Origin of the sequence: Frankia nepalensis, assembly GCF_016786325.1 — a bacterium.
GTDB lineage: Bacteria > Actinomycetota > Actinomycetes > Frankiales > Frankiaceae > Pseudofrankia > Pseudofrankia nepalensis.
Map to the genome: position 1 here is coordinate 60,563 of NZ_JADWYU010000095.1, position 12,555 is coordinate 73,117.

14 protein-coding genes are annotated in these 12,555 nt (G+C 76.6%); 11 read left to right on the forward strand and 3 right to left on the reverse strand.

Annotated elements, in window-relative coordinates:
• Positions 1–2: 2 nt before the first annotated feature.
• Complete coding sequence (locus tag I6A81_RS08200) at positions 3–692, reverse strand: Crp/Fnr family transcriptional regulator (protein WP_203007241.1); 690 nt, start codon at positions 690–692, stop codon at positions 3–5.
• A 305-nt stretch (positions 693–997) separates the two neighbouring features.
• Between I6A81_RS08200 and I6A81_RS08205 the strand changes: the two genes are divergently transcribed.
• From I6A81_RS08205 to I6A81_RS08225, 5 genes are all read left to right on the forward strand, one after another.
• Positions 998–1,234, forward strand: a complete 237-nt coding sequence (locus tag I6A81_RS08205) for a hypothetical protein (protein WP_203007240.1) — start codon at positions 998–1,000, stop codon at positions 1,232–1,234.
• Between the two features lie 236 nt (positions 1,235–1,470).
• Positions 1,471–2,196 (forward strand): endonuclease III, encoded by a 726-nt coding sequence (gene nth / locus I6A81_RS08210; RefSeq protein WP_203007239.1) that lies wholly within the window; start codon positions 1,471–1,473, stop codon positions 2,194–2,196.
• A complete protein-coding gene (locus I6A81_RS08215) occupies positions 2,193–3,206 on the forward strand; it encodes an NUDIX hydrolase (RefSeq protein WP_203007238.1) in 1,014 nt (337 codons plus the stop codon). The genes nth and I6A81_RS08215 overlap by 4 nt, the downstream gene beginning before the upstream one ends.
• 5 nt (positions 3,207–3,211) lie before the next feature.
• Positions 3,212–3,622 (forward strand): cupredoxin domain-containing protein, encoded by a 411-nt coding sequence (locus I6A81_RS08220; RefSeq protein WP_203007242.1) that lies wholly within the window; start codon positions 3,212–3,214, stop codon positions 3,620–3,622.
• Between the two features lie 27 nt (positions 3,623–3,649).
• Entirely contained in the window at positions 3,650–4,834 is a 1,185-nt protein-coding gene (locus tag I6A81_RS08225) for a MarP family serine protease (RefSeq protein ID WP_203007237.1), read from the forward strand.
• Positions 4,835–4,894: 60 nt separating this feature from the next.
• On the opposite strand, the gene I6A81_RS08230 is transcribed toward I6A81_RS08225, so the two are convergent.
• Both I6A81_RS08230 and I6A81_RS08235 read right to left on the reverse strand, forming a co-directional pair.
• On the reverse strand, positions 4,895–5,821 hold the full coding sequence (locus I6A81_RS08230) for an alpha/beta fold hydrolase (RefSeq protein ID WP_307874534.1): 927 nt from the start codon (positions 5,819–5,821) through the stop codon (positions 4,895–4,897).
• Positions 5,822–6,075: 254 nt separating this feature from the next.
• Positions 6,076–6,594: a phage holin family protein gene (locus tag I6A81_RS08235; protein ID WP_203007235.1), complete on the reverse strand. Its 519-nt coding sequence runs from the start codon at positions 6,592–6,594 to the stop codon at positions 6,076–6,078.
• 295 nt (positions 6,595–6,889) lie between these two features.
• On the opposite strand from I6A81_RS08235, the gene I6A81_RS08240 reads away from it, so the two are divergent.
• The 6 genes from I6A81_RS08240 to I6A81_RS08265 all read left to right on the forward strand — a co-directional run bounded on the left by I6A81_RS08240 (position 6,890) and on the right by I6A81_RS08265 (position 12,537).
• Positions 6,890–7,777 (forward strand): Fic family protein, encoded by an 888-nt coding sequence (locus tag I6A81_RS08240; RefSeq protein ID WP_203007234.1) that lies wholly within the window; start codon positions 6,890–6,892, stop codon positions 7,775–7,777.
• A gap of 281 nt (positions 7,778–8,058) precedes the next feature.
• Positions 8,059–9,459, forward strand: a complete 1,401-nt coding sequence (locus I6A81_RS08245) for a TadA family conjugal transfer-associated ATPase (protein WP_203007233.1) — start codon at positions 8,059–8,061, stop codon at positions 9,457–9,459.
• A complete protein-coding gene (locus I6A81_RS08250; RefSeq protein ID WP_307874535.1) occupies positions 9,456–10,937 on the forward strand; it encodes a type II secretion system F family protein in 1,482 nt (493 codons plus the stop codon). The genes I6A81_RS08245 and I6A81_RS08250 overlap by 4 nt, the downstream gene beginning before the upstream one ends.
• Before the next feature lie 291 nt (positions 10,938–11,228).
• On the forward strand, positions 11,229–11,555 hold the full coding sequence (locus I6A81_RS08255) for a DUF4244 domain-containing protein (protein ID WP_203008280.1): 327 nt from the start codon (positions 11,229–11,231) through the stop codon (positions 11,553–11,555).
• Between the two features lie 5 nt (positions 11,556–11,560).
• A complete protein-coding gene (locus tag I6A81_RS08260) occupies positions 11,561–12,121 on the forward strand; it encodes a TadE family type IV pilus minor pilin (RefSeq protein WP_203008276.1) in 561 nt (186 codons plus the stop codon).
• Positions 12,118–12,537 (forward strand): Rv3654c family TadE-like protein, encoded by a 420-nt coding sequence (locus I6A81_RS08265; RefSeq protein ID WP_203010140.1) that lies wholly within the window; start codon positions 12,118–12,120, stop codon positions 12,535–12,537. The genes I6A81_RS08260 and I6A81_RS08265 overlap by 4 nt, the downstream gene beginning before the upstream one ends.
• Positions 12,538–12,555 lie beyond the last annotated feature (18 nt).

Consider the following 12,555-nt stretch of genomic DNA (forward strand, 5'->3'; position numbering starts at 1 on the left):
CCCTAGCGGGCGCGGCGGGCCAGGCGGTCGCGGTCGAGCAGGACGACGGCGCGTGAGTCCAGCCGAAGCCAGCCGCGGGTCGCGAAGTCGGCCAGCGCCTTGTTGACCGTCTCCCGGGAGGCCCCGACCAGCTGGGCCAGCTCCTCCTGGGTCAGGCCGTGCTCCACCCGGACCCCGGCCGCCTCGTTGCCGGGCTGCGCCGGTTCGCCGAACCGCACGGCGAGGTCGAGCAGCGCCTTGGCGACCCGGCCGGGCACGTCCGTGAACACCATGTCGGCCATGGCGTCGTTGGTGCGGCGCAGCCGGGCGGCGAGCACCCGCAGCAGCATGGAGCCGGCGTCCGGCCGGGCCCGAAGCCAGGGGCGCAGCGCCGAGTGCTCCAGCGACACGAGCGAGGCGTCGGTCACGGCGGTGGCGGTAGCGGTCCGTGGGCCCGGATCGAAGAGCGACAATTCTCCGAAGATGTCCCCGGGACCCATGACATACAGAAGGTTCTCGCGTCCGTCGGCAGACTGGCGTCCAATTTTCACCTTGCCGGACAGGACCACGAAGACGCGATCTCCCGCCTCGCCTTCACGGAAGAGCACGTCACCACGGGTGACGTCCTTCCGCTCGAGGTGGCTGGAGAGCGCCTGGCGGTCCAGGTCGGACAACCCGACGAACAGCGGAACGCGAGCAAGCAGATCGTCCACGGGGTGAGCATGCCAGGACAGCGCGCGTCGAGCACGGCCAGGGCGCCTAGAGCCCGCGCGCGCCCGCCCAAAATGACCAGTTCACGAAGAATCGCTTACCCAGAGTGATTGACTTGGCCGGCAGGCGACCCGCCGAGGCGGGCGCCGGGCGCTCCCCGAGTGCTCCTGCCGCGGCTGGCCCGCCGCGCGGCACCCGCCACAGTTCACGCGCGCCGGCCGGACAGGCCGTCGGAACGCGTTACCTTGAGTCACCTACCTGACCCCGGTTCCACGACGCCGGGCGCGTCGTCCACCATGGACCCGCCATGTTTGTCTTCGCCGCCATCGCGTTCCCCGTGGTGCTGCTCGGGCTCCTGCTGGCGATGGAGCGGGTCGAGCGCCCGCTGAACGCCGCCGACACCCGTAAGGGCATCGAGGGCTTCCTCGACAACGCCCGGCCCGACGAGGTGAACACCTTCGTCAACCAGGGCCTGGCCGCGGCGCTGGAGCGTTACCGCCGCCGCCTGCGCCGCCCACCCCCCGGCAAGCACCGCGCCGCTTGAGGCGGTCGCCTCAAGGTTGCTTGCGCGACCATCGGCGCTCCGCCGTTGGGGCGCTGAGCGCCCCAACCCACCTGGAACCGGGCCGAACCCGAAACCCGGGCAGGCCCTGTCCCGGGCCAGAACCGTGGCGGGTTTCGTCGTTCGGTGGCGGCCGTTCGGCTGAGCCGCGTCGTTCGCCTCCCTGGCCGGCTGTGTCTGGCCGTGGGAGACCAGAAGGTGCCCGGTAGGCTCGGGACATGCCGGCCATCGTCGACGCGTCCGCCGAAACCGCGCTGGCGCGGACCAGGCGTGCCCGGCGGATCGTGCGGACCCTGGGCGAGCTGCATCCGGACGCGCGGATCGCGCTGAACTTCGGCACTCCGCTGGAGCTCCTGGTCGCGACCGTGCTGTCCGCCCAGTGCACCGACAAGAAGGTCAACGAGGTCACCCCCGCGGTCTTCGCGAAGTACCCGACCGCGGCCGCCTATGCCGGCGCCGACCGTGAGGAGCTGGAGCAGCTGCTGCGCCCGACCGGTTTCTTCCGGGCCAAGGCCAACTCGGTGATCGGCCTCGGTGCCGCGCTGGTCGACCGGTTCGACGGCGAGGTACCCGCCTCGCTGGAGAAGCTGGTGACCCTGCCCGGGGTCGGCCGCAAGACCGCGAACGTCGTACTGGGACACGCCTTCGACACGCCGGGCATCACGGTCGACACCCACGTCGGCCGCCTGTCCCGGCGGTTCGGGCTAACCACGAACACCGACCCGGTCCGGGTCGAGACGGACCTGGCGGCGCTGATCGAGCGCAAGAACTGGACGATCGCCTCCGACCGAATGATCTTCCATGGCCGGCGGATCTGCCATGCCCGCAGGCCCGCCTGCGGCGCCTGCGGCGTGGCCAAGCTGTGCCCGTCGTTCGGCGAGGGCCCGACGTCGGTCGCCGACGCGGCCCGGCTGGTCCGCGGAGACGCCGAAGCGGCCGGATGAGCGGGCATGACGGATACGCCGGTCCCGTCGGCGTCGGCTCGGGCGGCGTCGACGCGGCGGGTGGCGACGCGACGGCCCCCGGCGCGACGGCCCCCGGCGCGACCGGCGCCGACGGGGCCGGGCCGCCAGGCTGGCTCACGGCCCTCGCCGCGAAGGTCGCCGGCGACGGGCTGCCGATCCGCCCCGAGGGCTGGCCGACCACGCCGGCAGACGCCCGGCCGGCCGCGGTCCTGATCCTGTTCGGTCCCAGCCGGAACGGCTCGGACGTGCTGCTGCTCGAACGCGCCGCCGACCTGCGCAAGCACGCCGGCCAGCCCGCGTTCCCCGGCGGCGGCGCCGACGCCACCGACGGCTCGGCCACGGCCACCGCGCTGCGCGAGGCGCGCGAAGAGGTCGGTCTCGACCCGGCCGGCGTCGAGATCCTCGCGACGTCACCGCCGATCTACCTGCCGCACAGCAACTACCTCGTAACCCCCGTCCTTGCCTGGTGGCGGGTGCCATGCCCGGTCTTCCCGGTCGACCCGGCGGAGACGTCGGCGGTCGCGCGCGTACCAGTCGCGGACCTCGTCGACCCGGCAAACCGGGTGCGGGTGCAGCATCCGCGCACAGGGCTGCTGGGCCCGGCGTTCCGGGTCACCGGCCTGACGACGGTGTGGGGGTTCACCGCGGGCATCCTGGACGCGCTGCTACGCGCCGCCGGTCTGGAGCGGCCGTGGGGCGACGGCCCGCCGGTGCAGGACGCGGCGGTCAACGCGTCCATCGCGCGGTCCGAGGTCCAGGCGGCGGACGTGGCCGACCTCGACCTGGCGGGTGAGATCGACCCAGACGATCTCGATGCCACCGGTTCCGGCGGGTCCGGTCCGGATGGTCCCGAGGCGCACCCGGATGATGGGTCGGCGCCGGACGGGCGGACCTCGGGGCCACCGCGCCAGGCGTCTCCGCCCGGCGTCCATGACCGCGCCGCCGGCACCGGAACCGGTGTCGGCCCGACCGAGGGATCGGCCGCTTGAGCAACATGACGGGACCCGCCGCCGCGCGCCGACGGCTGGCCGCCACCGCGCTCGTGGCGCTCGCGGTCACCGGAGCCGGCTGCGCGGCCGAGCACCCGGACTCGCCGAGGCCCACCGCCGTCGAGAAGCCGACGATCTCCGACGGCGTCCAGGTCTTCCAGCTCGTCGGCATGAGCAACATGCGGTTCTCTGCTGGCACGCTCGAAGCGAAGCCCGGGAAGATCCGCGTCGATTTCTCGGTCGAGGACGGCGGGGCATCCCACAACTTCGACATTCCGAAGCTTCCGGGCACCCGGACGGGCATCGTCGGCGCGGGCGGATCCCAATCGGTGACCTTCACGGTCACCGAGCCGGGTGACTACCCGGTGATCTGCACGTTGCACCCGAACATGTCCGCCGTCCTCCGCGTCAGCTGACGTCCCGCGAACCGGCCCGCGACCGCCATGTTCAACCTCCTCGACGCGATCCTGCTGGTCGTCGTCCTGCTGTTCGCCGTGTCCGGCTACCGGCAGGGCTTCGTGCTGGGAGCGCTGACGTTCGTCGGCTTCATCGGTGGCGGGATCATCGGCGCGCAGATCGCGCTCCCGCTCACCGAGCTGCTCGGCCTGCACGACCACGGGGCGGTCATCGCCCTGGTGACCGTCCTCCTCCTGGCCTGCCTCGGCCAGGCGGCCGGCTCGGCCGCCGGCGTCGCGCTTCGCGACCGGCTCACCTGGCGCATCGGCGAGCGGGTGGACGCGCTGGCGGGCGCCGCGCTGTCGGGGCTGTCCGCGCTGCTGGTCGCCTGGCTGCTGGCGACGGCCGTGGAACGCTCCCCGTTCGCCACCGTTGCCCGCGAGGTCCGCGGCTCCGCGGTGCTGACCACCGTCGACGACAGCATGCCGTCGACCGTGCGGGAGACGTTCGCGAGCCTGCGCCGGCTCGCGGACACCAACGGCTTCCCGGCCGTGTTCGCCGGCATCGGGGGCGAGTCGATCGTCGCCGCCGACCCGCCCGACCCGGCGGTGGTGACCGCCGGCGACGTGGTCGCGGCGACGGCGAGCATCCTGAAGATCCGAGGTATCGCGCCCTCCTGCTCCCGGCAGGTGGAGGGCAGCGGCTTCGTCTACGCGCCGCAGCGGGTGATGACCAACGCGCACGTCGTGGCGGGCGTCCGGGAGCCGACCGTGGAGGTCGGCGACCGCACGCTCGCCGCCCAGGTGGTGGTCTTCGACCCGGAACGCGACGTCGCGGTGCTCTACGTTCCCGACCTCAACCGGCCGCCGCTGCGGTTCCAGACCGAGCCCGACGGCCACGCCGACGACAACGCCGTGATCGCGGGTTTCCCGGAGGACGGCCCGTACCGGACCGAGCCGGCGCGGATTCGCAACCGCCAGACCGCCCGGGCGCCCGACATCTACTCGCGCGGCAGCGTCGTGCGCGACATCTTCGCGGTCCGCGGCACGGTGCTTCCTGGCAACTCGGGCGGTCCGCTGCTCTCGCCGGGTGGCACCGTCTACGGCGTGGTCTTCGCGGCGGCGACGGAGGACAGGGAGACGGGCTACGTGCTGACGGCAGACGAGGTCAGCATCCCGGCGCAGGCCGGAGAGCGCGCCACCGAAGCGGTCAACACCCAGGGCTGCCGTTAGGACGCCTCCCGCGGGTCGCGCGCGGGAGAGGCGGCCGGGGATCCCCGGACCGCCAGGAGGTCAGCCGGAAGACCCCGGCGGGGCCGCGGTGTCGAGCCAGCGCAGGAGCGCGCCGCTGACCTCGTCGGGCGCCTCCTCGGGCAGGAAGTGACCGACACCCGGCAACAGCCGCCAGCTGTAGGGGCCGCTGACGTACCGGCCGGAGCCCTGCGCGGTGTCCGCCAGCAGGAACGGGTCCGCGCCGCCGTGCAGGTGCAGCACCGGGCAGGTCACCGAGCGCCGCAGCGCCTGCGCGAACCGGGCGCCGTCCGGCCGGAACAGCGAGCGGAACACCCAGCGGTGATATTCCAGCGAGCTGTGCGCGACCCCGGGGATGCCCATCGCCTCGCGGTAGCGCCGCTCCTCCTCCTCACCGGGAAAGCCGGGGCCGCCCCAGGCGCGCAGCAGCTCGCCGACCCGGGCCGCGTCGGCGGCGACCAGCTGCCGTTCCGGCAGCCAGGGCAGCTGGAACGTGAACAGGTGCGCGCCGGCCAGGCCCTGTCCCCGCGGGCTCACCGCGTACTGATGGCGGATCCGCAGCGGGTGCGGCATGCCGAGCACGGCGATCCGGCGGACCTGGCGTGGCCACACGGCCGCCGCCGCCCAGCAGGCGAGCCCACCCCAGTCCTGGCCGACCAGGACGGCGTCACGCTCGCCGAGCGCGCGGATCAGTCCGGCGACGTCGTCAGCGAGCGTGAACGCGTCGTAGCCCCGCGGCGGCTTGTCGCTGGCGCCGTACCCGCGCAGGTCCGGAGCCACCACCCGGTATCCGGCCTCGGCCAGCGTCACCAGCTGGTGGCGCCATGCCCACCAGAACTGCGGGAACCCGTGCAGCAGGAGCACCAGAGGGCCCTGTCCGAGCTCGGCCACATGCAGCCGGGTGCCGTTCGCGGAGACGTCGCGGTGCCGCCAAGGCCCGTCGATCAGGACACTGGCGGGCTCAGACACGACAACCTTCCCCACCCAGCTGGCTCCCGTAGGCTCGGCCGCGCTCCGCCGGTTGGCGTCCGCGTTCGACGACCGCTCGTGGGGTTCGGCCGGCAGCCGGTGGATCCCCGCCCAGCCCTGGCACCAGGACCTCGCGTGGAGCCGGGCACGAGAACTCCCCGATGGGGCCGCCAAGAACCCACGGCGTTCGTCCACCGCCGGCTGTCAGTACCCGAGCATGCCCTACGCTGGCCGGCCACGTCGCGCGAGGTGCGTCAGCTTTGAGGGTGCTCGTGCCGCGCGGGCCGCCCCGAGTGCCCGTTCGCGCGCGACGGCGGGATCGACGCGACGGCCGGCGCCGGCGTCGGGCCGCCGCGGCCGGCAGCGGCGGCGGGATGCCGAAGCATCGCGACGTCCTCCCGGACCGAGGAGATCGTCCGCGCCGGCGGCTGGAGCTTGCGCAGCCGGAGCACGGCGACTCCGACCAGCAGCCCGGCGATCACCAGCAGCAGGACCGCGGTGACCAGATAGGACCAGAAACGCTCCAGCCCCGCCCAGGTGAGCAGCTCACCAAAGAAGATCGTCAGTGCGATCAGGGCGCCGAGACCGAGACCGGCCGCCGCGCCGATCAGCCCGACGCTGAGCGCCGCGGCCGTCGCCTGACGGGACATCTCCGCCTTCGCGAGGTCGATCTCCTGGCGCACGAGCAGCGACATGTCCCTGGTCGCGGTCGCGACCAGCTCACCCAGCGACGCGTCCCGCCCCGCGCGCCGGTCCCCGTTTCCGAACGCCATCACAGGTCCCTCCCCATCCCCCGGCCGCTGAGGCGAGGTGGACCCAGCCGACCTGAACGATCCTGGCCTGCCTACCCACCCGGCACTCCCCGCTACCCACCGTCCAGTGTGCCGCTCGCGACACCTCCACGTGGCGCGTAGCGGTCGGGTGGTCCTGGTTCCGGCTCGATTGCGTCTGGCCGAGCCGCCGCCCAGGGCCGGCCGGGCCCGCGCCGAGCCCCGCGGACCCGCCCGCCCACCGCCGGGGATGGCCGGTCCACGGCCCCGGCACCGCCCGGCGGGTAGCGTCGGCGGCGTGTCGAGCGCCCCCAGCACGCAGGCAGGAATCGGAACCGACCCGTTCGCCCGGGTCGCGGCGTTGCCCGGCGTCGACGAGGCGGTCATGGCCGCCCGCTCCGCCGTGGACGCCCTGCTGCGGCACCGGGTGCTCCGGCGGCGCAGCGCGGAGGTCACGGCCGAGGCCTCGCTTCGCTCCGCCCGCGCCAGCGCCGCGCTCGAGGGCCACGGCGTCGACCTGGAGACGCTGCGGACGCGGCTGACCGAGGCGGCGGATGGCGACGCCGCGCCCGCCGCCGACGGCGACCTGGCGGCGACGCTGGGGGCGGTCCGGCTGTACGCGGAGCTGGGAAGCCTGACCACGGCCTGGGAACGAGCGCCGCGCCAGGCCCTCGCGAGGATGCACACCCTGCTTGGCCGGGGCATCGTCCCGGACGGCGCGCTCGGCCGGCCGCGCGCGGCCATGGCGGCCGCGGACCCGCTCGAGCTGGGCGCGGCGCCGGGCCCGGCCGAGCTGTCGGCCAGGCTCGACGGCCTGGTCGGCCTGCTGGTCGAGCGGACCTCGGCGCCGGCGATCGTGGTCAGCGCGATCGTGCACGGCGAGCTGCTCGCCCTGCGCCCGTTCGGCGCCCTGGACGGAATGATCGCGCGCGCCGCCGCCCGGCTCGTCCTCGTCGGGCGCGGGCTGGACCCCAAGGCGGTGACCGCGACCGACGTCGGCCACCTCGAGGCCGGGCCTGGGGACGGCGCCGCCGGTGCCGAGGTCACCGCCTACCGGGCCGCCGCCGCGGGCTACGCGCATGGCGGGGCCGAGGGCCTGCGCGGCTGGCTCCTGCACTGTGCCCGCGCCGTCGAGCTGGGCGCCCGCGAGTCCCTCGCCGTCTGCGAGGCCATCGGCCGGGCCTGACCCGCGCCCGGCGGGCGCACGATCGCCGGAAGCCGAGCGCGTCCGCGCCAGCGGTCATCCCCTGGTGGTGCGTCAGACCCCGGATCCGGTCGACGCGCATCCTCATGATCTTCCGGAACTCTGGCCGGCGCGGCACGGGTACACCCGACACATCCGCGCCGGATCCCGCGACCAGCCCTTCTTCGTACCCCGCGGGCCCGTCTGTGGACGACGGTCCTCCACAGGGGCTCGTGGGCTCACCGTGGTGCGTGCCCGTCCCCGCGCCGAAGGGATCTGGACGCATGCGCCCTGCCCCGCCAACCCCTGCCCCGCCGACCCATGCCCCGCCGACCCAGGCCCCGCGGTTCGCCGACGCCGCCGCGCCAGGAGGGCCGCGCCGGCCACCCACCGTCAGCGGGACGCCGGTCGTGCCCGGGCCGCCCGCCGCGGCCGAGGCGCCGGCCGCGACCGTCGCGCGGGTGCGCGACCGGCTCGCGCTGGCGACCGACCCGCCCACACCGGCGGACGTGGCCCGGGTGCTGGACGAGGTCGCCGGGCCGCTGCCCGCCGCGGACCGGGAGGCGGTCGGCCGGGCCGTCGCCGCGGAGCTGCTCGGCGCCGGGCCGCTGGACGCCCTGCTCGCCGACCCGGCCGTCACCGACGTCCTGGTCAACGGTCCGGCGGAGGTCTGGATCGACCGGGGCCACGGCCTGGAACGGGCCGCCATCCGGTTCGCCGGCGAGGAGGCGGTGCGCCGGCTGGCCAGCCGGCTCGCCGCGGCCGGCGGACGGCGCCTCGACGCGGCGGCGCCGTTCGCCGACGCGCGGCTGCCCGACGGCACCCGCCTGCACGCCGTGCTGGCGCCGGTCGCCGTCGGCGGCACCTGCCTGTCGCTGCGCCGTCCGCGCCGGGTGCCCGTCACGCTCACCGAGTTCGTCGGAGGTGGCACGGCCGGCGGCGCGGCGGGCGCGTCGCTGGTCGGGGTGCTGCGCGCGCTGGTCGCCGGCCGGCTCGCCGTGGTCGTCACGGGTGGGACCGGCACCGGCAAGACCACCCTGCTCGCCGCGCTGCTCGGCTGCGTGGACGCGGCCGAGCGGCTGGTCGTCGTGGAGGACACCACCGAGCTCACGCTGGACCGGGACAACGTCGTCCGGCTGCAGGGCAGGCCGCCCAACATCGAGGGCGCGGGCGCCATCACCCAGCGCGACCTCGTCCGGCAGGCGTTGCGGATGCGGCCCGACCGGCTGGTCGTGGGTGAGGTCCGCGGCCCGGAGGTGCTTGATCTGCTGGTCGCCTTCAACACCGGGCACGAGGGTGGGCTGACGACCCTGCACGCGGGCGGGCCCGGGGCACTGCCGGCCAGGGTCGAGGCGCTGGGGGCGCTGGCTGGGCTCTCCCGGCCGGAGGCGCACAGCCTGCTGGCCGCGGCCGTGCACGCGACCGTCCATCTGCGCCGGGACGGCGCCGGCCGGCGGGTGGTCGCGGCGGTCGGCGTGCTGCGCCAGGAGCCGGACGGGCTGGTGCGCGTACGGCCGGCGCTGGCCGCGACACCGATCGCCGGCGCCCCTGCCGGCCCCGCGACCGCCGGGCCGCCGGCAGGGCCAGGCGGCGGCATGCTGCCGGCGGAAGGTCTGCCCTGGCTCAGAGACCTGCTGCGCGACCGCGGGATCGCCCTGCCGCCCCCGTTCGGGCCCCGGCGGTGACGGCGGTAGCGCTGGCCCTGGCCGTGCTGGCCACCGCCGTCCGGGCGGCTCGCCGCGCGGCCGCCCGGCGAGCCGACGCGGACGCCCGCGCGGCGGCGGAGGACCTGCTGGCGGCGTTCGCCGCCGAGCTGGACGCCGGCGCGGACCCGGACGCGGCGCTGCGGGCCGCGGTGGCCGCCGCCGACGATGGCGACGCGGCCGCGGGCCTCACCGCGGAGCACGGCGCCGCCAGCGAGACCACCAGCAGCCCGGCCACCGCCAGCCGGACCGCCGCCAGGCAGACGACCGCCCGCCAGACGACCTGGCCCGCGGCGCGACGCGGCGGCGAGCTGGCGGCGCTGCGCGCGGGGCTGGCCGTAGGCGCGGACCCAGCCGAACTGCTCGCCGGCGCCCGGACGCCGGCGCTCGCGCAGCTGGGCGCGGCGCTGCGGGTCTGCCGGGCCGGCGGCGCGCGGCTGGCTCCGGTCGCGCGGACGCTGGCCGAGCAGGCGCGCGCGGACGCGCGGCGGGCTGGCGAGCTCGCCGCGGCGCTGGCCGGGCCGCGCTCGTCCGGGCGGCTGGTGGCGGGCCTGCCGGTCGTGGGCATCGCCTTCGCCGCCCTGCTCGGGGCGAACCCGGCGCACGTGCTGCTCGACACCCCGGCCGGCTCGCTCTGCCTGGCGGCCGGGGTCCTGCTCGACCTGCTGGGCCTGCGCTGGCTGCGCTGGACCGGTGACCGGGTGGCCCGGCACGCGAGTGCCCCGACGGGGCCACCCGAGCGGGAGGGGCCCGAGCCGCGGGCACGTGGCGGCGCGCGCCGGTGGACGCGGCCGCTGGTCGGGGCCACGCTGGCGGGCGCGCTGGGCACCGCCTCGGCCACCTGTCTCAGCCACGGCCAACGCGCGCTGGGGGTGGCGTTGGCCGCCGGCGCGGCCGCGCCGCTGGTCGGTGCCGCGCTGCCCGCCGACCCGTACCGGCGGCGGCGCGCCCGACTGCTCGCGGACCTGCCCCTGGCACTGGACCTGATCGCCGCCTGCCTCGCCGCCGGGGCGACCACGCCGGCGGCGCTGGCCGCCACAGCTGCCGGGATCGGTGGCCCGCTGGGCACGGAGCTCGCCGCGGCCGCCCGCGGGCTGCGGCTCGGCGCGTCCGTGCCCCAGGCGACGGCCCGGCTGCTCGCCGCCGGGACGGCGCCTCCCGGGAGGCTCGACGCCCTGTGGCGGCGGGCCGGCGTCCGGCGCTCCGGGCCGGCGCGCCCGCTGGTGGCGGCGGCGCTGGCCCTCGGCCGGGTCGAGAACAGCGGCGCCCGGCTCGCCGAGACGCTGGCCAGGATCGCGGCCCGCGCCAGGGCGCAGGCGCACGACGAGGCGATCGGCGCGGCGCGACGGGCGGGCGTCGCCGCCGTCGCCCCACTCGGGCTGTGCTTCCTGCCCGCGTTCCTCCTGCTGGGTGTGGTGCCGACCGTTCTCGGCTCGCTACCCAGCCTGCCCACCGGCTGACGCGCTCCCCGTGGGGCACGACGGGCAGGCCCGCGGCGAGCGGGCCAGCGCGGCCGGGATCCTGTCGCCGCGGCCCCGAGGGGGGTGGCCATGAGCCACCCCTGGGGACAGAGCAGCGCTGTCCACAGGCGGGCCCGCGGCCCTGGCGCCGACGGCGTGGCCCGATCACGATCGGCTTGCTCAGGCCGACGCCACCCGGCGCGCCACCCAGCCGGCCTGGTGGCGGCCGCCACCAGCTCCCGCGCCGCCAGCTCCTCACCCACGCCGTTCGCCGTCCCGGAGGTGTCAGCGATGTACCCGCTGTCGTCCTTGCTCCTCCTGCCCGCGCCGCTCCTCCTGCCCGCGCTGCTTTTCCTGCCCGCGCTGCTCGCCGGCCGCGCCCTGCTGGCCATCGACCGCGCCCTGCCGGCCTGGCGGCCGGGTTGGCGCCCTGCCGGGGACCACCCGGCGCGCCGGCCCGGCGGGGGTCGCGACGCCGGCATGTCGACCGCCGAGTACGCCGTGGGCACGGTCGCCGCGGTCGCGTTCGCGGGCGTCCTCTATGCCGCCGTCAGCAGCTCGGCCACCCAGGACATGATCATGTCGATCGTGCGCCGCGCGCTGTCCGCGCCGTTCTGACCGCCGTGAACCGCTCTCGAAGGGCCCGGCTGGCCGCGCCGACCCGTCCCCGGCGGCCGGACCGGGGGCAGGCCACCGCCGAACTGGCGCTCGGCCTGCCGACGCTCGCCGTCCTCGTCGTCCTCGCCTGTTGGCTGCTCGCGGCGGCCGGCGCGCAGGCACGAGCGGCCGAGGCCGCCCGGATCGGCGCCCGGGCCGCCGCCCGGGGCGACGGCGACACGCGGGTGGCCGCCTGGGTCCTGCGGACCGCTCCCGCCGGCGCCACTGTCACCATCGCCAGGCAGGACGACCAGGTGACGGTGACCGTCCGGTACCGCCTCCCGGCGGCGGACCTCCCGTTCACTCCGCTGGACCTGACGGCGACCGCGATCGCCCCGGCCGAACCGCCGCTCGTCGGCGGGGGCGCCGACGACGGCGGCCCAGCCGGCGAGAACTCCGCCACCGAGGACTCCGCCACCCCTGATTCTGGCGCCGGTGATTCCAGTGCCGGCGACTCCGCCGACGACCTGGGCGGCGCATCGGACGACAGGTCACGCGGTGACGGCGGCCAAGGGGGCGACGGGTGAGCGCGGCGAGAGACGCCAGCGCTCGGCGGCGGGCCGACCGGGGCTCGGCGACGGTGCTGCTCCTCGGCTGGCTTCTCGTCGTCGCCACCGCCGCCGGGGTCATGCTGGCCGCCAGCGGGGTGTCCCTGGCGCGCCGGCGCGCGGCCACCGGCGCGGACCTGGCCGCTCTCGCGGGGGCGAGGGACCGCACCGGTGACCCCGCCGTCGCGTGCGAGCGGGCTCGGACCTTCGCCAGGCGCAACGGCACCGTGCTGGTCTCCTGCCGGGCAGGCGACGGCGTGGTCGAGGTCGTCGTCGAGGCCCGGGCGCGGTCGGTGCCGCGCCTCGTCGGCCCGCTCGCCGCGACCGCCCGCGCCGGCCCGTGGATCGGCGTGGCCGGCGAGGCCACGCCGATCCACGGGCCGGCGCCTACCTGAGGGTCAGCCGCGGGAGTC

Excerpts from the sequence above, each read along its gene's own strand:
- I6A81_RS08220 (WP_203007242.1), top strand. The coding sequence starts at position 3,212 with ATGACGGGACCCGCCGCCGCGCGCCGACGGCTGGCCGCCACCGCGCTC.
- I6A81_RS08245 (WP_203007233.1), top strand. The coding sequence starts at position 8,059 with ATGCGCCCTGCCCCGCCAACCCCTGCCCCGCCGACCCATGCCCCGCCG.
- I6A81_RS08215 (WP_203007238.1), top strand. The coding sequence starts at position 2,193 with ATGAGCGGGCATGACGGATACGCCGGTCCCGTCGGCGTCGGCTCGGGC.
- I6A81_RS08205 (WP_203007240.1), top strand. The coding sequence starts at position 998 with ATGTTTGTCTTCGCCGCCATCGCGTTCCCCGTGGTGCTGCTCGGGCTC.
- nth (WP_203007239.1), top strand. The coding sequence starts at position 1,471 with ATGCCGGCCATCGTCGACGCGTCCGCCGAAACCGCGCTGGCGCGGACC.
- I6A81_RS08235 (WP_203007235.1), bottom strand. The coding sequence starts at position 6,594 with ATGGCGTTCGGAAACGGGGACCGGCGCGCGGGGCGGGACGCGTCGCTG.
- I6A81_RS08255 (WP_203008280.1), top strand. The coding sequence starts at position 11,229 with ATGTACCCGCTGTCGTCCTTGCTCCTCCTGCCCGCGCCGCTCCTCCTG.
- I6A81_RS08225 (WP_203007237.1), top strand. The coding sequence starts at position 3,650 with ATGTTCAACCTCCTCGACGCGATCCTGCTGGTCGTCGTCCTGCTGTTC.